We start from the raw sequence: 19413 nt of genomic DNA, 5'->3' as shown, positions 1-19413 counted from the left end.
TACGGTCTCAATGCAACTTAAGAATGCTATTGAAATCGCTTTCATGAAAATAATACCCTATCTGTTTTCAAAATGCAAGATTTACCACACGGAGATTGTTATTTTTCACTAACGATTCTCAGCTTTTTATCATCAAGAGCGCTATACTAGTATTATCATATCTAAAGGAGTGTTTTGAATTGGCAGATTATACGAAACTGCAACAAGTCCGTCAGTGGACGCAAGATAACCACGTTGACGTGACCTACATTAGTAATTTCCACACCATTTCATATTTGACTGGGTTTGAAAGCAATCCCTACGAACGGACACTGGGATTGTTCGTGTTCGCAGATGCTGAACCGTTCCTCTTCGCCCCTGCGCTGGAAGTTGAAGCCATCAAGGAAATGGGCTGGCCATACAAGGTCTTCGGTTACTTGGATCACGAAGATCCATATGCTTTGATTGCAACGCATATCCAAGAACAGCTCACTGATCCTAAGTCGTGGGCACTTGAAGCGGGCAACTTGACGCTTGACCGGTTTAATGCCCTCAAGGCGCAATTCCCAGCTGCCCACTTCGACAAGGATTTATCACCATATATCCAACAACTGCGGCTCGTCAAAACGGCGGATGAACTCGAAAAGTTGAACATTGCCGGTAAATGGGCTGACTTTGCTTTCGAACAAGGATTTGCCGCTGTCAAAGCTGGTCGGACTGAGCAACAAATTGCCGCTGAACTCCAATACGCCTTGATGAAAAAAGGCATCATGGAAATGAGTTTTGATACTTTGGTCCAAGCTGGTGAACACGCTGCTAATCCACATGGTGCAACCAACGAAACTCAGGTTAAACCTAACGAACTGGTCTTGTTCGACCTCGGTGTGATGTATGAAGGCTACGCATCAGACGCGTCACGGACGATTGCCTATGGTCAGCCAACCGACAAGCAAAAAGAAATCTTCGATGTTTGTCTGGAAGCTAACTTGACCGCCCAAGCAGCCATCAAACCAGGTATGGCCGCTGAAGACGTCGATAAGATTGCACGCGACATCATCACTAAAGCTGGCTATGGCGAATACTTCATTCACCGCCTCGGCCACGGAATCGGTCAAACCGACCACGAATTTCCGTCCATCATGGCTGGAAACCACATGCCTTTAGTTGAAGGAATGTGCTTCTCAGTTGAACCTGGGATTTACATTCCAGGCGTGGCTGGTGTCCGGATTGAAGACTGTGGTGTGGTGACAAAGGAAGGCTTCAAGCCATTCACGCACACACCAAAAGAAATGAAAGTTTTGGATCTCTAGTCTAAACGGCTCGTATTCTCGATTAAATGAATAATCCGCCCCATCGTGCTTATCAGGATGGGGCGGATTTTTTTGTCCCAGTACAAGGAATCGCCAGCAATCTAAAAAAACAGGACTTGACGGTTCTCCCCCAATCTTCCTCGCCAACTTAAAATCATTCGATTAACGCAAGTGACCGCTTTACTAATCGTGGTTGCTTGTCATAGAATAAGTCTACTAGCGCGCTCACCTGATTAGCAGCGCTAAGACCATCTTCAAGGAGGTTTGCCCGCTTGTTTACCCTATTCATCTTACTTTTACAGCGACTCGGGATTATTCTTGCCCTAGCTTTTATTCTCGTGAACGTGCGTTTTTTCCGTCGCCTGATTAACCAAAATACGTGGCAGGCCAAATTCGCACTAATCATCATTTTCGCCATTTTCACGGTCATCTCCAACTTGACCGGTGTTGAAATCACGCATGACAGCGCGCTGATTCAAAGCACTTTTTTGACCACGTTGCCCCAGTCCGATTCCATCGCGAATACGCGCACCCTGACGATTACGGTTGCCGGAATTATCGGCGGACCCTTTGTTGGAACCGCGGTCGGCTTTTTAGGTGGCCTGCACCGGGTCATTCAAGGCAGTCTCTCTGACTTCTTCTACATTCCCAGTTCAATGCTGGTTGGCCTCTTTTCAGGCGTCGCGGGACGATACTTCAAGCGCAACGACACCTATGCCGGTCCTTGGATTACCGCACTGCTTGGCATCTGCTCCGAAGGGATTCAAATGATTTTTATTGGCATTTTCAGCGGTTTGGCGTTATTAAAGCTCATTTTCATTCCAATGATGGGGCTCAATAGTATCGGCGCCTTCGTGTTCGTCTCGATCATTAACGCCTATATTACCAATGAACAACAACTGAAAGCCGTGCAGACGCATGATGTCCTCAATCTGACGGACAAGACCCTGCCCTACTTTCGCCAAGGACTCAACGTTCAGTCCGCTGCTAAGGTCTGCCAGATCATCAAGCAGTATACGAATTTTGATGCAGTCGGAATTACCGACCGGGTCAATGTACTCGCACACGTTGGCGCTGGTCAGGACCACCATCTCCCCAACCAAACGGTGATGACTGACCTCTCCAAGCACGTTATCACCAGTGGCACCGCTCGTTTTGCTTATCACAAAGCCGAAATTGGTTGTCCCAACGCCAACTGTCCACTCGAGTCAGCAATCGTGCTACCACTCAAGGTCAATGACCGAACGATTGGTGCACTCAAGATGTATTTCGTTGAAGCTGAACGGCTCACACCAGTTGAAGAAAACTTAGCACTGGGACTGGCCTCGATTTTTTCAAGTCAATTGGCCTTGGGAATTGCTGAAGAACAATCCAAACTAGCGAGTGATGCCAAGATCAAAGCCTTACAAGCACAAATCAACCCGCACTTCTTCTTCAATGCCATTAATACCATCAGTGCGCTGATGCGAACGAACGTGGAACAGGCCCGCACCGCATTACTGCAACTAAGCACGTTTTTTCGGTCGACATTACAAGGTGTTCGTGAGACTGAAATCCCACTGCAGCAAGAGTGTGAGCATGTCAACTCGTACATTGCCCTTGAGCAGACCCGCTTTCCCGATAAGTATCGCGTCACTTACGATATTGCGCCAGATGCTCAGATCAAGGTTCCACCCTTCTGCCTGCAAGTCTTAGTAGAAAACGCGGTCAAACACGCCTTTACTGGTCGTTCGTCAAATAATCAGATTAATATTAGCGTTCAACAATCGGCCGACACCGTCCTGCTGGAGGTCAGCGATAATGGCAACGGAATCGCACCAGCACTACTTCCCCAGTTGGGTGAGGTCGCAATCGATTCTAAATCAGGAACTGGGACCGCACTCTTTAATCTCAATCAACGCCTAATTGGCTTATACGGTCCGGCAAGTCAACTACAGATTCAGAGTACGACAGCCGGAACCACGATTAAAATGGCGATTCCAAGGCGCTCAGCCAATCACACGAAATAGCTGGCGATGGCCGCCCATCAATCTGCGATAGTCCAAAATAGTTCTCGTATCACCCACGCCGACAGTTGATCGGAAACAGAACTATTTTCGGTTAATCTAAACGCAAAATTGGAACGCTGACCACTCGTTTCTGGCCTGTTCCTTGCAAATCGGTTGCTCAATCACAACCAAGTAACACTCACACGAGGTGAATTTCAATGAATATTTTAGTTCTGGATGACGAGCCACTCGCACGGCAAGAACTCGAGTACTTACTCAAACAAAATCCGCAAGTTGAGGCTGTATTTCAAGCAGCCAGCATCGCTGAAGGCCTTCAGCTACTTATTAGCAAAAAGATCGACCTACTCTTCTTAGATATCGACCTCAACGATGAGAATGGCTTCACGTTGGCCAAAGATCTCGATCAACTGGCGAACCCACCCCTGGTCATTTTTGCCACAGCTTATGACAGTTATGCCGTCGATGCGTTTAATATTGACGCCATCGACTACGTTTTGAAGCCATTCGAACAGGCACGCGTCGATCAAGCGGTCGAGAAAGCCAACTCACTCCTGAAGACGCCGGTTGAACCGTCAACCACCACGCCGACCGCAACGGTGATTACGATTACGCAGGATGAAAAGACTCGGGTTATTCAAATGACTGATATCCGTTATGCGGTAATTAATAATGGCGAACTCACGATTACGACCCACGACGACCAGCTCATGACCCGTGAAACACTCAACTGGCTAAAAGCACGTTTGAATCCTGAACAATTTATTCAGGTCCATCGCAGTGTTTTAGTCAACGTTGCTGACATACACGAAATTCAGCCTTGGTTTAACCATACTTATCAATTAACCATGAGTGATGGGCAAAAACTCCCGGTTGGTCGCTCATTCATCAAGCCTCTCAGAGAGAAACTCCGCATGTAGTTGGTAAACCATTCGGCAGTCAATTAGGGCAGTTTACGGCCAATATTTTGTTATTCGGCTAAAAAAGCGCTTAAACGCGCTTTTTTTCGTTATGATAATCTCGAAAAACAAGGAAAGAAGGATGATTGTCATGTCGAACCCCAACCCAACACCTAAAACAGCCTCAGCACCATTTCTCGTTCAAATCGGAATCTATACGGCAGTCCTATTTATTGCGAATGGCCTCTCGGGACTCTTCCCAGCTAATTTTCCAGTTCCCGCACCAGTGATTGGCCTCATCTTATTATATTTAGCGCTAACATTACACATCGTTAAACTCGAATGGGTCGACTCGGTTGGCAGCTTCCTGATTAGCATTATCGGCTTTCTGTTTGTCCCTTCCGGCATTTCACTAGCTGCTAACTTGAAAATCATGCAGCAACAAGGCCTTCAACTGGCAATTGTCATCATTTGTGCCACGATTATTTTGCTGGTTGTGACGACCTATACTACCAAGGGATTGATTTGGGTGCACCAATTACTCAAAACAGGCTTCAGTCGGCCGACCAGCTCAGCAACCAATCTGACCCGGGCCGTGTCCCCAGAAGATAAGGAGCGTGATTAATATGTCGACACTCATTACGACCCCCTTTTTCGGCATCGTCTTGTCCATTGGGGTTTACCTGATTGGGCAATGGTTATTCAAGAAAAGTCACGGTCTGTTCATTTTTCAACCGCTATTTGTCGCGATGGTTCTGGGAATCGCCATCTTAGTACTACTCGCAACAGTCTTAGGCACCAGCACCGCTAAACTTTACACAACCGCCTATAAGCCAGGCGGCGACCTGATCTTCTGGTTCTTAAGTCCGGCGACGATCGCATTCGCAATCCCACTCTATAAGCGTAATGATATTATCAAAAAATATTGGTTAGACATTCTGGCCTCGCTAGTTATCGGTGCTAATATTTCACTAGTCGCCATCGTTGGCATCTCAAAATTAATGGGCCTCAGCGAAGTGGCGACTAAATCAATGTTACCGCAAGCCGCAACGACCGCGATTGCCTTACCGATTGCAACCTCAATTGGTGGCAACAGCGCTGTGACCGCCATGGCTTGTATTCTAAACGCCGTTATCATCTATGCACTTGGTGACTGGTTGGTCAAAACGTTCCGGCTCAATCGTAATCCAATCGGTGTCGGGCTTGGATTGGGTACTTCAGGCCACACGATTGGTTCGGCTTACGCGCTGAAACTAGGTTCGGTTCAAGGCTCAATGGCCGCGATTGCCGTTGTGATTATCGGTATCGTCATTGACCTGATCGTCCCAATCTTCAGTCGAATCCTGTTCTAATGTTTCCCTCATATCACCTTATCAAACTGAAAAGGCGCCACTAAGCGAACATTGCTTAGTGGCGCCTTTGATATGTCCTAAAATCACAGATTGTGCACGTTAACTTGCTTTTTTCAGTGGCCCAAGCTGGCTACTTTAGCGCTTAAGAACTGGCGCGTGAATCAGCCTCGGTCCAACCTAAGCATGATCACAGTGCGTACGAACTTATCAGTCCCATCTTTTAAACCACGCCCACCTGACGTTATTCTGGCAGTGGATGCGATGCTTCATAATCTGCAACCTCGTGCAGTAATTCACCGGTCTGCTTAAGTGGTAGGACATCGCAGTCCACGGCTGCTTCACTGCCGGCTTGACTCGCGCGCCGATAAACATCGATCTTATGGTTGACCTTTTGGAGATTCAATAAAGATTGGTGAATCTGGGCCTCAACGGCTTCACGCTGTTCCTCAAACATGGCCAGTCGTTGGTCGATGGTTTCGTCGCCGGCCGCACACCAGCTGATAAATTGCCGAATATCTTCCAACGGCATCCCAGTTTGTTTTAAGCAGCGAATGAGGGCTAATGAATCTAAGTCGGCGTCGTTAAAAACCCGCCGTCCCTGCTTATCACGTTTAACAAACGGCGTTAACCCTGCCTTGTCATAATAGCGTAGGGTATAACTTGAAATTCCAGTCTTTTTTGCAACTGCGCCTATTGAATGCAACTTGATTCCCTCCTCAAAACAGATGGGACACCGAGCAACCGCTCCGTGTCCCAATTAATGACCTAACGCTTTATTTTTCTGATGATGGCTTCTCATCAGTTGGCTGTGCTTCTTCAGCTGAAGTTGGCGCTGCTGATTGTTCGTCAGTTGACGCATCGGTCGCAGCCGAATCCGCTTCACTTGTTGCTTCCGACGTTTCATCAGAAGCTGACGATGATTGACTGGCATCTTGATAAGCTGCCCCACCATCAATAACGATGTCCTGTTCGTCGGGGTCGTCATCTTCGACCTTGGCTAGTTCGGAACGCAAACTATCTGTCGCTTGGTCGAGGCTTGAGCCGTAAGTCGCACCAGTTTCTTGCTTAGCGGCTTGGTATTGGTCCGCAAAATCAGCGACCTTTTGCTTAGCATCTTCAAACTGTTGACCGGCTTCGGCTTTGAAATCTTCGGCCGCATCATTGGCATAGAACGCATAGTCAATGGCACGGTCTTTAAAATCTGCAATTCCTTGTTGTGCTTTGGCTTTTAATTCAGCCTTTTTGTCGTCATCTAAACGTTTAACAGCAGTGGCCAAGGCCGCGCCACCTACGATAAGACCTAATAAGAATCCTTTTTTCGACATAATTAAGACTCCTCACTATTATTTTTTGAACGCCGGTTACGATAAACATCAAATGCGGCCTTACCAACCTTGCTAGCACTTGAAAACTTGCTGCGTTTTTCGTTGGATTTGCCGACTTTAGCCGTTAATTCACGCGTTGCTGCATTTAAATCTGAAACACTTTGTCCCAAGTCACCCATTGCTTGGAACGCGGGGTCGATCGTTGCAACCTTACCATTGACATCCTTCAATAATTCATTGGCATTTGCCATGATTTTTTCAGTTTCATGCGACAAGGCGTCAACATCATCAGTAATGTTGCTCAAACTGCGATTAACTTCCCCCATCGTTTTGGTAATCCGCATTAAGAAAATCCCGATAAAGCAAACTAGTAATAAGAATGCAATGGCGGCAATGATGCCCGCAATGTGTGTAATCATCCTAAAATTCCTCCTTCAACAGCCACTATATTAGAACTAGCATAGCATTGTCTTAAGTATACCGCAATTAAAAACCTGCTTACAACCGAGTCTATCGGCCATTTAATCACGCTGGAACGATAATCACTTGGTTGACCAAGTCAAATCTGATAAACTAGTGAACAGACAACAATTAACGAGGGTGAAGATATGTTTAATGCAATTAACTTAGCAGCCGTGGAGAACCCAACCAAACAAGTCTCCGTCTGGATGAAGCTTGCTAAGAAAATTGACTGGCAACAAATTATTATTAATATTGGTGGTAAAATACTCGAAATCATTTTATTTATTTTACTATTTTGGGTCATTGATCGGCTAGGAAAACGCCTGATTCATCACTTATTCATGACCAATGCCAATACGAGCGACACAGCCAACAACCGGATTTCGACCATTTACACGTTATCGCTGAATATTTACCACTACGTCATCATGTTCTTTGGGATTTATGCCGTACTGTCCGTACTGGGCGTTCCCGTTGGCACATTGATCGCCAGTGCCGGAATTTTCAGTGTCGCACTTGGCTTAGGGGCCCAAGGCTTTGTCAGTGATATCGTCACCGGTTTCTTTATTTTATTAGAAGACCAAATTGACGTCGGTGACTATGTCAAAATTGAAACGATCGAGGGCACCGTCTCTGCGATTGGCTTGCGCACTACACAAGTTACTAGTCCAGATGGCACGTTGAACTTCATTCCCAACCGCAAAATTTTGATTATCAGTAACCAATCTCGCAATGACATGCGGGTTCTGATCGACCTGTATATTCTGACCACGACACCCGTTCAAGAGCTGACACAGGTCGTTCGCGATACGAATACGGAACTAGTACCGAAGTACCCAGACATCATTGGGGAACCCGATATTCAAGGTGTTACCACCCAAACTGACGGGACGTTGGTCTTCCGCGTCCAGTTCTACGTGAAAAATGGGATGCAATTTGCCATTCAACGTGACTTCTTGTCCGCCTATCTGGACGCTGCCCGGGCAGCTGGGATTCAACTCCCTTCACCACGATTGAACATTGCACCAACCCATAAATAACTCATTTAATCCCAAAATTCGACTCGCGCTGGTTCTTATTCTTAACCATCACGAGTCGAATTTTTATTTTGATTCACGTCTAACCGCATTGCGAAAGTTAATTTGGCATTGATCATGATTAAATCATGCCAATTGTTAGGCTTACTGTTCGTCTGCCGGTGATCGTCTTAGTCCGACTTCCGGGGCCGGCTGACAATTGCTGGAACGTAAGCCGACGTCGATTTGAACTCACGCAGAAAGTCACTGCGCAATTTCAAATACGAGTCTTATTCTAAGCCGGAAGCAACCCACTTCCAGCTAAGAATAATTTGGCTACTGAGCATTGTCAGCCGGCCCCTCCAGTCGGGAAGCCGCTCGAATGGCGGATGAACAGCCACCTATCTCGGTACAACTGACCACTGAACGTTAGAAGACAGGTCCTTCGAGCAAACTTAAAATCTATCTTGATGATGCTTATGGTATTTTAGCACTGAGAAGATTACCGAATTTTATTGACTAATTTCAATGGCAACTAGTACTGAATTTAGTCAATAAAATTATCCTTGCTTAGAATTCAAAATTTTGCTATCTCAAACGATCAGTGAAGATTCTGACAAGTTGAGTAAAGTTACTTTTCTGAGACCTTGAAACATGGGTCGAAAAATTTAGTGGTTTTTAGAAACTAGTCCGACAGTTGACTATCAAAATTCCCGTGTACCAAGGAATCAACGATTAATTCCACAAAAAGCTAGGTCCGCACATGTCTGCCTTTCGAATACCATCCCGGCTGGAAGGTATTCGGGGCAAGGCCCAGTGGTGAAATTTCACTTAGCAAGCGTTTTTGGCTTGGTTAGTGAAAGACCAGTATTTAAGACGTGCGTTGTTGGCTTAAATCTGTGTCCACCACGTTCCGGCCATTGCACAGAATGCCTGGAAGCCGGCGTAGGACGTCGACATAATAGCCGGTTTACACCAACTCGCTTTGTTTCCAGCGGGTCTCAGCTGGCCGCTTTTGAACTTATAAATTGGCATGATTTAATCATCTTTAATGCTGAAGAATAACTAACACATTGCGGAAGCCAAAATATCCCGCCATAACTGATTGATGCAGACTTTCATCAATCAATCATGGCGGGATATTTATATCAATACAGTCGTCCTTATTTTCGTAATGCGTTTCGATGGGTCAAATAACCAGTCATCGCATTGACGCCACTCATAATGGCCGCAGTATGCGGGACCATATTTTCCGAATGCAAGGAGTATGGACTGTCCACACCTAGCCAGAACATGGTGCCCGGAATCTGATGAATCAGATAACCAAAATCTTCACCCGTCATGGCCGGTGCCGTCTCAATAAAGTTCACGTCGGCATCATCCTGCATGTACTGAATGAAGTCAGACGTGATGGCATCGTTATTCTCAACCGGATAATAGCCACCCTGATTGAGCTTCAAATCGATGTTACAGTCGTAAGCCAGCGCCACGCCTTCAGCAATCGTTCGTACCCGCCGTTGAATATGCAAATTCATCTCTTGCGTCAGGGCCCGAATCGTCCCATCAATTTGTGCTTCACCGGCAATTACATTACCAATCGTCCCGGCGGAGAAGTGACCTAACGTCACGACGCCGCTTTGAATTGGATCAACGTTGCGGGCAACGATCGTCTGTAATTGTGACACGAGGGCTGCACCAGCCACGACCATATCGTTCGCTTGGTGTGGGTAAGCCGCATGACCACTCTTACCGCTAAGATGCGCATGAATCTCGCAAGTGCCGGCAAACAACGTTCCCATCCGGCACCCAATCGCACCGGTTGGTAGATTGGGATTGTCATGGAAGGCAAAGATTTCATCTGGCATCCAATCACCATCAAGAGCGCCACTTTCATACAGCCGTTGCCCACCCGAGGCGTTTTCTTCTGCCGGTTGGAACATAAAAATCATGTCCGTTTCAGGACGATTTTCGGCAAAGTAACTCAAAATGCCTAGCGCCACCGACATATGAATATCATGGCCACAAGCATGCATCACACCCGGATGAGTCGATGCAAACGGCAGGCCAGTGTTCTCAGTAACTGGCAAAGCGTCAATATCCGTCCGGTAACCGATGCGATAATCGTGCCGCTGACCACTAACTTTGACTAGAATCGCGGTATCAAGCGTTGGAATCGTTTTGACCGTCAACCAGTCTTGAGGCATCTTGGCAATGATTGATAGCAAGTATGCCTGTGTTTCGTGTTCCTGTAAGCCGATTTCCGGAATTTGATGTAAGTGTTGATAAATTGGAATTAAATCGGTTTCCCGTAAGACCATGGTTTATCCCCCTCACACTAAAGATTCCGTAATTCAGCCATCAATTCTGTCTTGCTCTTAGTCTTGTCGTCAATGTCTTTCAATTTACGAGCAGGCACCCCACCAACAACGGTGTTTGGCGCAACGTCTTCGATGACGACGGCACCGGCAGCCACAACGGCTCCCTTACCAACGTGCACACCTTCAAGGACAGCCGCATTCGCACCAATCAAGACATCGTCATCGATTTGAACTGGTTTTGCCGAAGGTGGTTCAACCACGCCGGCTAACACAGTGCCGGCACCAATGTGACAATTTTTACCAACGATTGCACGACCACCTAAGATCGCACCCATGTCGATCATGGAGCCTTCACCGATTTCGGCACCAATGTTAATGACCGCACCCATCATGATGACGGCATTGTCGCCAATCAAAACTTGATCCCGAATAACAGCACCAGGTTCGATTCGTGCGTTATATTGCTTCAAGTCCGCCATTGGAACGGCAGAGTTGCGCGCATTGTTTTCTAATTCATAATCTTCGATATTTGCAGCGTTAGCCTTTAAGAACGGTTCAACATCCGCCCAATCACCAAATAAGACCCCAGCGTTGCCGCTGAAGAAAGTTTTGATCGTTGCTGGAACGTTTAATTGGTCCAAAGCACCCTTCACGTATACTTTAACGGGTGTTTTTTTCTTCGCACTGCCAATGTAGTTAATAATTGATTGTGCATCTAATTTTGCCATCGGAGACCCTCCATAAATTTATTTAGCTTTTTCGCTGGTGGAAAAATCCTTCTCAATCATATCATATTGTTTGCCAATTTCATGGGTCAGAAAATTAAAACTCTTCATGAATTCGCGCCGAGTGACGATTCCCTCGAACAGATTATCGTCATCAACGACTGGGACAAACGGATTATCGATCATCAGATGCAAGGTGGCTTCCACGTCGTCAACATCGTGCACCGTCTTGACTTGTGTTTCCATCACATCTTGCACTCGCTGTTGCAATAGGACCTCGGTATTTAATTGATCAAATCCGAGCATCTGTTCAGTAATCAATGGTAATGAGACCAGTCCCTCAAAATGACCACTGTGGTCGAGGACCGGAATTTTGGAATACTTGATCTTGGTCAACACCAAAAATGCGTGATACAAATTATTATCAGTTTGGACATTTGCCACCATGTCGGCCGGAATCAAATAGTGGTCGGCATTGCGCGACAATAAGTCCGCAACTGGTTGAATTAACATACAAGCGCCCCCTTGACTAAGCTTTCATGTCTCTATTGTAACCGGAAACAGGCTCAGTTAAGTCACTAAATGCATTTTTTACCACAATTTAATTTTCAAAATGGAATTTTAGTTCCGGCACAGCTTGCATGCGCCGATTGTAGTATTGGACATCAATCGCAGTCGAACTGGTGGTAACAATGGCGTAGGTCCCACCGATACGTGCAAACTCCCCGCGTGGAAAAGTGATACTACCCGGATTCAAAACGAGCACCCCTTCACGACACTCAACACCTAATTGATGGGTATGACCAAAGAATGCCAAGCGTGCATGGGCTGCCGTGGCATTAGCTAACAGGTGATCCAACCCCATGTTCACGCCAAACACGTGTCCATGGGTCATATAGACTGTCACGTCGTCAACCGTAGTTTGCACTTCAATTGGCATGTGCGTGTCAAAATCCATATTGCCCTGGACGATGTACATGTCTTTCAATAACGGATCATCATCTGATAGCTCGGAATCACCACAATGAAAAATTGCATCCACTTGATCACGATAAGTTTCTAGTAATCGAACGACAATGTCGCGGTCACCGTGACTATCACTTACAACTAAACATTTCATGCTTTTGACCACCATTCGTCGAATTTCGTCATGAGTTGACGTAACGCCGCACCCCGATGACTAATCTGATTTTTTTGTGCCGGCGTCAGTTCTGCCAGCGATTTTTGAAACTGGGTTGACCAAAATAACGGATCGTAACCAAACCCATTATCACCACGCGGCGCAATGAGAATCCGACCCGCTAGTTCGCCGTTAACAACGAGTTTGGACCCACTCGGCTTGAGTGCAACTAACGTCGTATGGAACGTCGCCGTCCGCTTGTCTTCTGGAACACCACCGAGATTTGCTAATAATTTGGCATTATTGGCGGCATCATCGTGATCACCAGCATAACGTGCTGAAAAGACCCCCGGATCACCGTGCAAGGCGTCGACCATCAAGCCAGAATCATCCGCGATTGCGGGTAAACCGGTCGCTTCAACCACGACCGTCGCCTTCTTAGTGGCATTTTCTTCAAACGTAATACCATTTTCCTTAATCTCCGGAATATCAGAAAAGTCTGCCAGCGTCTTGATCTGGATGTCATAAGTGGCAAACATTGCGCTAAATTCTCGCGCTTTGTTCGGATTATTCGTTGCAATAATCAATGTCTGTGGTTTAGTCATTTGTTTCACTCCCTAAATCAACATGTTGTGCGTGAAAATCAGGCTGCTCCAGCCAGTCCCGTGCGATAGCTTCAAACTGCTCCGCCGCACCAGTCGTGTAGTATTCATCAGGATACTGTTTGGTGGCAGCATCATTTGCGATATCTAAGTAATCGAGGACCGCTGAAACATCATCGATCGTCTCAGCACCAGAATCAATCAAGGTGACACCCGGCCCCATCACGTTTTGAATCAATGGCCGTAACAACGGATAATGAGTACAGCCCATTACCAGCGTATCAACTTGTTGCTTCTGCATTTGCTGCAATGATTCCGCAACAACGCGTTTGGCAACAGTTGAATGATATTCGTTCGATTCAACTAATGGGACAAACTTGGGGCAGGCCTCTGGAAAAACGGTCGCAGTCGGATCTTTCTTCAAAATCGCTTGGCGATAGGCATCGCTACGAATCGTCCCCTCGGTCGCAATGACCCCGATGCGATTCGTGTGTGAGGCTTTCAATGCGGCCCGCGACCCCGGTGCAATCACGCCAATCACCGGAATCGGTAGCTTTGCGCGTAAATCTGGTAGAGCCGCAGCAGTCGCCGTATTACAAGCAATGACCAGCATTTTAATTTGCTTAGCCATCAAGAAATCCGCCATTTGCCATGAAAAGTCCCGCACCTGTTCGGTAGGTCGTGGCCCATATGGCAAACGCGCCTGATCGCCAATAAAATAAACTGTTTCACGGGGCAGCTGCTTCAACGCTTGCTTGACAACGGTCAGTCCGCCGACCCCTGAGTCCATGAATCCAATTGCATGTTCATTTGCCATTTTAAAATCTCCGTTCAATGAATTCTGAAACTTTATTATGGTCTTTTTTGAAATTGATTTCAAGCCAGACTAATTGCGACGAAATTGTAAAGTTTCCTTGGTTAAATTTAAAAAATCCGCCACATCATTAAAAACAAGGTATAATATTGATTATACAGTGGCTCAGATACCACGATTTTTGCATGGAAAGGAATTATCATGACGAACGACTTTTATTCTCAATTTGCGGGCAACTCGATCAAAGCTTCTATTCTCAGCGTAGAATTGTTGCGAGATGCCTTAATACCAAAATTATTGGGTGATGACAGTAGTGGCATTCTTTACTGGGCTGGTAAGGACTTGGCGCGCCAATTTCCTGTCGCTAGTGATGATGATCTCGTGATGTTTTTTGAACAAGCTGGCTGGGGCCACCTCATTGTAATGGATACTAGCGATGAGCTCATTACTTACGAATTGACTGGTGAACCAGTTGCACGGCGTAGCGCCGCCATCAAGTCACCGGATTTCATGCTCGAAACGGGCTTTCTAGCCGAACAGTCGGCGCTTCACACTAATTGTGTCAGTGAAGCTAAAATCACTTTTCAAAATCGCATGCGGCTGCGCATTTCAGTGACGATTGACCACAATCAACCAATTATTAATCATGATCCGGCCACCCCAATCGAAATCGTCCGCCCACAAGTTGAGCAAGATGACGAAACTGAAGAAGCACAATAAAACGGTCATTTTGACCGTTTTTTTGGTGTCAAGCGGCTCTGCATAACAAAACAACGACCAGCTCAAGAATGATCATCATTCCTGAACCGGTCGTTGTTTTTAACCAATAAAGTGGCGAATAGGCTATTTCATTGGCCCAACCCTGGACCGCTATTAGCGATTCAGAATCACTTGTTTATAAATACTGATCTAAAGTTTGTTTGATTTGATCCTTGGAATGGTAGCCAACTAATGTATCGACGACTTCGCCATCCTTTTTAACTAATAAAGTTGGGATACTCATGATACCAAAGTTGCTGGCCGTTTCTGGGTTCGCATCGACATCCATTTTGTTGAACGTCACCTTGTCACCCATTTCATCGGCTAACTGTTCGACAACTGGTGATTGCATCCGGCAAGGACCACACCAAGTTGCCCAGAAGTCAGTTAACGTAACCCCTGAAGCAGTATCCGTTGTAAAAGTTTTATCAGTAGTTGCTGCGACCATGTAAATCGGCCTCCTTTTCTTATTCTGTTACTTATAGTAAGTATACCAGTAACGTCCGGGAACACAAACAATTTGCTCACAATTTAAGTGCTATCGGAAGGAATCACTATCATCATTAGCCTGAGTGGCAATTGAGTGCTTAAATATTCTTACTTGAACTGGACTTCAGTCGCCCCGTTGCCACCGTGGTTGGGCGCCGCAAAGTGGAACGACTTGACTTGACGATTCGACTTCAAGTAATTGGTAATTCCCTCGCGGAGGGCACCAGTTCCCTTACCGTGGACGATGGTCACTGACGGATAACCCGCGAGCAGTGCCGCATCAATGTAGCGGTCAACTTGAGTCATCGCGTCCTCATACCGCACGCCCCGCAAATCGAGGTTCGGCGAAACGTGGCTGGCGTTGGCACTCTGGACTGTTGCCCGCGCCCGTTTCGGTTCTGGTTCCGGTGTGACGCGCTCTAAGTCACTGTCACTGATCTTCATCTTCAAGATACCCAGTTGAACTTCCCAGGCGTGCTTGCCCATCCGTTGCATTAAAACGCCCCGTTGTCCGTACGATTTGACGAGGACATCGTCACCTTCATGAAACTCATGTTGGGCTTTAGCCCGGCGCAAAACTCGGTTCTTCTTCAGCTTAGGTTGCTGTTCAAGGGCATTCAAGGCTCCCTTGGCATCAATCAGCTCATTTTCTTTGACATTCGCCGTACCGCTGGCTAATTGCTTTTTACGCAAATCACTGATAATCGCATCGGCCTTGGTCTTACTCTCTTCAACGATCGTATTGGCTTGAACCTTGGCATCTTCAATCAGCTGATCCTTACGTTGTTGATAAGCGTTGAATTCACTCTTCAGTTGCCGGTGCAGTTTTTCTGAATCAGCCACTTGGGCCTTCAAAGCGACTTGCGCATCCTCAACTTGCTTACGTTTAGTGACCAAATCGGCAATCATTGCGTTTAAATCTTGACTATCGGTATCTGTCAGCGAGCGTGCCTGGTCAACGATTGACTGTGGAATCCCCAGCCGTTGTGCAATATCAAGCGCATTACTACGCCCTGGAATCCCGACTAATAATCGATACGTTGGCTTAAGCGTCTGCTCATCAAATTCCATGCTGGCGTTGATCGTATCCGGTCGATTAAACCCGTATGCTTTCAATTCTGGATAGTGGGTCGTTGCGACGACTTGGGTGCTTTTAGCGCCAATCGCATCCAAAATCGCAATCGCGAGTGCGGCCCCTTCTTGTGGGTCGGTCCCGGCACCTAATTCATCGACCAACACTAAGCTGTGTTCATCGATTTGAGCCAGGAAGCTCTCGATATTTTCCATGTGTGACGAGAACGTACTCAAATTCTGTTCGATTGATTGTTCATCACCAATGTCTGCAAAGATTTCATGATAAACGCCGACCCGGCTCCCCGCTTCAACTGGGATAAACAGCCCAGATTGGGCCATTAGCTGCAGTAACCCCAGTGTCTTCAAGGTAATCGTCTTACCACCGGTGTTCGGACCAGTGATCACCATCGCTTGATAATCGATACCTAAACTGATATCGTTGGCGACCACTTTTCGCGGATCGATTAAAGGGTGCCGTGCTTGTCGCAAGTAGACCTCATTGGACGGCGACACTTCTGGTTCAGTTGCGTGCATATCATGGGCATAGCGCGCCTTGGCATTGATAAAATCAAAGTGACCTAAGATGGCCGCGTTGTGAATAATTTCTTCTTGATAAGGTGCAATCAAGTTAGATAATTCTTCCAAGATACGTTGTTCTTCTTGTTTTTCAGCCACTTGGTTTTGCCGCAATCGGTCATTTAAGGCCATAACTGCCTGTGGTTCGATGAAGAGCGTCTGTCCACTGGCACTTTGGTCATGCACGATGCCACCAAACCGCCCCCGATTTTCGGCTTTGACCGGAATCACATAGCGGTCATTACGAATCGTAATAATCGGATCACTCAAATACTTGGCATCATGGCCACGTGTATAGTGTCCCATTTGATTTCGAATTTCAGTCTCTGTCCGGCGAATGCTGCCCCGAATGTGGTTCAATTCTGGGGACGCATCGTCAGTAATATGACCGTCACCTTCAATCGCCGTTGCTAACCGCTTGGTAACCTCTGGCAACGTGACTAATTCATTGACTTCATCGAACAAATGTCGAATGTCATTTTCGGGTGCATCAGCCAACAAATCCGCAAAAAAGCGGGTAATCGCACGGGTTGTCCGTAAAACCCGTGCCACTTGACCCAGCTCACTACCGTTCAAGGTCGCACCAATGGCCAGGCGTTTCATATGTGGTTGGATATCTGCTAAACGGGCGACTGGTATCCCACCCTTTAACCGATAAACTTCCACCCCATCATTGGTTTCGTCCAAGGCGCGCTGAATATCAGCGACCGTGGTCATCGGCTGTAAGTCGTTCAATGCTTGTTGCCCCGTCGCCGAGACGAGGTATGGGGCGAGTTGTTGTTTAACTTGTTGATACTCTAGCGTATTCAATACTTTGGAATTCAATAACATCCCTCCGAAGTTCCAATGAATTACGGAAAGTCGCAAAAAAACGGACAATGCAATTACTTGTCGGCATCATCCGTTTGCATTTTCAATAATTCAGCTTGTTTGTCCACCTGGTCTGAGATTGCGTTAAAAGCGAGTAACGTCGCAATTTCCGTATCAGACATATCAGGTGCTAATTTTTTAAGTTGTGTAATTTGTTCATTCATCATCCGCGTCACCGTTTGCATGTGACGGTCAGATGCCGTGCCGATGATCGTGTAAGTATGACCATCAATTTCCGCTTTGAAGCGGCGCTTATTAGCAGTCATCAACATCCAGCTTCCTTTCAATAACAATAATATTCTAGCATGGTTAGGCCTTTTTTGCGACCGTTAGAATCGCAGCAGGCCCTTCAAAAAGAGCCCGCGGACCTGGGTCCACGAGCTCAACATTACGGGTGACTATTGCATACCACCATCATCGGCTAAGAAGGTGTTCAGCACTTGCTCAACCATATCCCATTCATCATCGGATTCAATGAGTTGCAATTCGCCATTATCGCCATCTTCTGGGTCATAGATGTAGGCTTGAATATCAACTTCATCATCGGCCGGTGCATCTGCCGGGTAAATTAAGATGTAGGAATGACCATAGTCTTCCGAATCAAACGTGAATAAAATATTAAATAGGGTTTCATTACCCTCGTCATCAACTAAGGTGATAACGTCGTTGTCTTTACGATCTTGGTTTTGACTCATGTTAGTTCCTCGCTATTCTTGTGTGAGTTTGCCATGGCGATCCAAGTAATTTTGTAAGATCAAGCTAGCAGCTAGCTTATCGATCACCTTTTTGCGTTTCTTGCGTGAGGTGTTCGCCTCTTCGACGAGCATCCGCTCTGCTTCGACGGTCGTTAACCGTTCATCTTCGAAGTCTACCGGTAAGTGAAACCGAGCCGTCAATAGCTCACCATAATGTTGAGCGGCTTCAGCCCGCGGTCCCAGCGTATTATTCATATTCTTTGGCAAGCCGAGGACAAAGCCCCCAGCATCCAACTCGGTCACCAGTTCAGCGACCCGGTCGATACCGAATTCTTCAGCATCCTCATTAATACGAATAATTTCAACGCCTTGTGCCGTCCAACCAAAAGCATCGCTAATGGCAACGCCCACAGTTCTGGAACCAACATCCAACCCCATTAACTTCATGCATCAACATCCTTATCTGCCTTTAAATAAGACTTGACAAGTTCCTCGATAATCTCGTCACGCTGATGCTTCCGAATTAAGTTCCGAGCATCGTTTAAGCGCGGGATATACGCCGGATCACCAGATAGTAAGTAACCGACAATCTGATTAATCGGGTTATAGCCCTTCTCTTGTAATGCTTCATAAACCGTTGTTAGCGTATCATGGACATCTTTAACGCTATCATTATCGAAGTCAAAGTACATTGTTTTGTCTAATGAACTCATATCAAGCACCTCCCGCTAGTTTCCGCTTCTTGTCTATTTTACTAAATGCCCATATGAAGTACAATCAATCCACTTTGATGTAACACATTCGTAATAATAAACGGCGAAATCGGTTCTTTTCTGCAATAATTACATCATTTACAGGTATTTTTCATTAATAAACCGCTCTGCCAATTGGCGGTCCACGCCACGATAATCTGACATACGCCGTGCTAGTTATTATTTAGCATGAATCATGGTTAAAAGATGCCAGCTGAGCCCCGCTGGAAACAGTGCGAGTTCGCGTAAAACTGCACTGTTTTGCTCGTC

General features: G+C 46.4%; 22 protein-coding genes. 7 read left to right on the top strand and 15 right to left on the bottom strand.

All coding sequences use genetic code 11. The features are described 5' to 3' along the window. The first annotated feature begins 179 nt into the window (after window positions 1-179). The 5 genes from KGF65_RS08980 (at window position 180) to lrgB (ending at window position 5546) form a co-directional block, all read left to right on the top strand. Complete coding sequence (locus KGF65_RS08980; protein ID WP_105923984.1) at window positions 180-1289, top strand: Xaa-Pro peptidase family protein; 1110 nt, start codon at window positions 180-182, stop codon at window positions 1287-1289. 272 nt (window positions 1290-1561) lie between these two features. Next, a complete protein-coding gene (locus KGF65_RS08975) occupies window positions 1562-3298 on the top strand; it encodes a sensor histidine kinase (RefSeq protein ID WP_101873251.1) in 1737 nt (578 codons plus the stop codon). Between the two features lie 197 nt (window positions 3299-3495). Beyond that, the gene (locus KGF65_RS08970; protein ID WP_105919772.1) at window positions 3496-4215 is read left to right on the top strand and encodes a LytTR family DNA-binding domain-containing protein; all 720 of its coding nucleotides are present in this window, start codon (window positions 3496-3498) and stop codon (window positions 4213-4215) included. Window positions 4216-4345: 130 nt separating this feature from the next. Then, entirely contained in the window at window positions 4346-4819 is a 474-nt protein-coding gene (locus KGF65_RS08965; RefSeq protein ID WP_216748349.1) for a CidA/LrgA family protein, read from the top strand. 1 nt (window position 4820) lies between these two features. Next, window positions 4821-5546, top strand: a complete 726-nt coding sequence (gene lrgB, locus KGF65_RS08960; protein ID WP_216748350.1) for an antiholin-like protein LrgB — start codon at window positions 4821-4823, stop codon at window positions 5544-5546. Window positions 5547-5787: 241 nt separating this feature from the next. Here lrgB and KGF65_RS08955 read toward each other — a convergent pair whose 3' ends face one another. From KGF65_RS08955 to KGF65_RS08945, 3 genes are all read right to left on the bottom strand, one after another. Then, a complete protein-coding gene (locus KGF65_RS08955) occupies window positions 5788-6249 on the bottom strand; it encodes a MerR family transcriptional regulator (RefSeq protein WP_216748351.1) in 462 nt (153 codons plus the stop codon). A 70-nt stretch (window positions 6250-6319) separates the two neighbouring features. Then, a complete protein-coding gene (locus tag KGF65_RS08950; RefSeq protein ID WP_050339328.1) occupies window positions 6320-6871 on the bottom strand; it encodes a YtxH domain-containing protein in 552 nt (183 codons plus the stop codon). Window positions 6872-6873: 2 nt separating this feature from the next. Beyond that, window positions 6874-7290, bottom strand: coding sequence for a DUF948 domain-containing protein (locus tag KGF65_RS08945; protein WP_003639138.1), 417 nt, complete (start codon window positions 7288-7290; stop codon window positions 6874-6876). 189 nt (window positions 7291-7479) lie between these two features. On the opposite strand from KGF65_RS08945, the gene KGF65_RS08940 reads away from it, so the two are divergent. Continuing rightward, the gene (locus KGF65_RS08940) at window positions 7480-8373 is read left to right on the top strand and encodes a mechanosensitive ion channel family protein (protein ID WP_050339329.1); all 894 of its coding nucleotides are present in this window, start codon (window positions 7480-7482) and stop codon (window positions 8371-8373) included. 1139 nt (window positions 8374-9512) lie between these two features. On the opposite strand, the gene KGF65_RS08935 is transcribed toward KGF65_RS08940, so the two are convergent. From KGF65_RS08935 to racE, 6 genes are all read right to left on the bottom strand, one after another. Continuing rightward, window positions 9513-10667 carry an N-acetyldiaminopimelate deacetylase gene (locus tag KGF65_RS08935; protein ID WP_088771067.1) on the bottom strand — a complete coding sequence of 385 codons (1155 nt, stop codon included), beginning with the start codon at window positions 10665-10667 and terminating at the stop codon, window positions 9513-9515. A 17-nt stretch (window positions 10668-10684) separates the two neighbouring features. Then, a complete protein-coding gene (gene dapD / locus KGF65_RS08930) occupies window positions 10685-11395 on the bottom strand; it encodes a 2,3,4,5-tetrahydropyridine-2,6-dicarboxylate N-acetyltransferase (protein WP_050339331.1) in 711 nt (236 codons plus the stop codon). 18 nt (window positions 11396-11413) lie between these two features. After that, window positions 11414-11905: a cyclic-di-AMP-binding protein CbpB gene (gene cbpB, locus KGF65_RS08925; protein ID WP_050339332.1), complete on the bottom strand. Its 492-nt coding sequence runs from the start codon at window positions 11903-11905 to the stop codon at window positions 11414-11416. 88 nt (window positions 11906-11993) lie between these two features. After that, the gene (locus KGF65_RS08920) at window positions 11994-12512 is read right to left on the bottom strand and encodes a metallophosphoesterase (RefSeq protein WP_216748352.1); all 519 of its coding nucleotides are present in this window, start codon (window positions 12510-12512) and stop codon (window positions 11994-11996) included. Further along, complete coding sequence (locus KGF65_RS08915) at window positions 12509-13117, bottom strand: XTP/dITP diphosphatase (protein ID WP_088771065.1); 609 nt, start codon at window positions 13115-13117, stop codon at window positions 12509-12511. Before KGF65_RS08915 ends, KGF65_RS08920 begins: the two co-directional genes overlap by 4 nt. After that, window positions 13110-13931: a glutamate racemase gene (racE, locus tag KGF65_RS08910; protein WP_216748353.1), complete on the bottom strand. Its 822-nt coding sequence runs from the start codon at window positions 13929-13931 to the stop codon at window positions 13110-13112. Before racE ends, KGF65_RS08915 begins: the two co-directional genes overlap by 8 nt. Window positions 13932-14129: 198 nt before the next feature. On the opposite strand from racE, the gene KGF65_RS08905 reads away from it, so the two are divergent. Next, window positions 14130-14648 (top strand): YslB family protein, encoded by a 519-nt coding sequence (locus KGF65_RS08905; RefSeq protein WP_003639146.1) that lies wholly within the window; start codon window positions 14130-14132, stop codon window positions 14646-14648. A 175-nt stretch (window positions 14649-14823) separates the two neighbouring features. On the opposite strand, the gene trxA is transcribed toward KGF65_RS08905, so the two are convergent. From trxA to KGF65_RS08875, 6 genes are all read right to left on the bottom strand, one after another. Beyond that, window positions 14824-15135: a thioredoxin gene (trxA, locus tag KGF65_RS08900; RefSeq protein ID WP_003639147.1), complete on the bottom strand. Its 312-nt coding sequence runs from the start codon at window positions 15133-15135 to the stop codon at window positions 14824-14826. Window positions 15136-15284: 149 nt separating this feature from the next. Continuing rightward, window positions 15285-17651 carry an endonuclease MutS2 gene (locus KGF65_RS08895; protein ID WP_101873244.1) on the bottom strand — a complete coding sequence of 789 codons (2367 nt, stop codon included), beginning with the start codon at window positions 17649-17651 and terminating at the stop codon, window positions 15285-15287. Window positions 17652-17710: 59 nt separating this feature from the next. Next, complete coding sequence (gene zapA, locus KGF65_RS08890) at window positions 17711-17962, bottom strand: cell division protein ZapA (protein ID WP_050339752.1); 252 nt, start codon at window positions 17960-17962, stop codon at window positions 17711-17713. A gap of 132 nt (window positions 17963-18094) precedes the next feature. Then, the gene (locus KGF65_RS08885) at window positions 18095-18391 is read right to left on the bottom strand and encodes a DUF1292 domain-containing protein (protein WP_050339336.1); all 297 of its coding nucleotides are present in this window, start codon (window positions 18389-18391) and stop codon (window positions 18095-18097) included. Between the two features lie 12 nt (window positions 18392-18403). After that, window positions 18404-18838 carry a Holliday junction resolvase RuvX gene (gene ruvX, locus KGF65_RS08880; RefSeq protein ID WP_003639151.1) on the bottom strand — a complete coding sequence of 145 codons (435 nt, stop codon included), beginning with the start codon at window positions 18836-18838 and terminating at the stop codon, window positions 18404-18406. After that, window positions 18835-19104 (bottom strand): IreB family regulatory phosphoprotein, encoded by a 270-nt coding sequence (locus KGF65_RS08875; protein WP_003639152.1) that lies wholly within the window; start codon window positions 19102-19104, stop codon window positions 18835-18837. The genes ruvX and KGF65_RS08875 overlap by 4 nt, the downstream gene beginning before the upstream one ends. Window positions 19105-19413: the final 309 nt, after the last annotated feature.

Origin of the sequence: Lactiplantibacillus sp. 30.2.29 (assembly GCF_018991255.1) — a bacterium.
In the GTDB taxonomy this organism is placed as follows: domain Bacteria; phylum Bacillota; class Bacilli; order Lactobacillales; family Lactobacillaceae; genus Lactiplantibacillus; species Lactiplantibacillus pentosus.
Note: the sequence above shows the minus strand (reverse complement) of the source record. Positions and strands in the feature narration are given on the sequence as shown.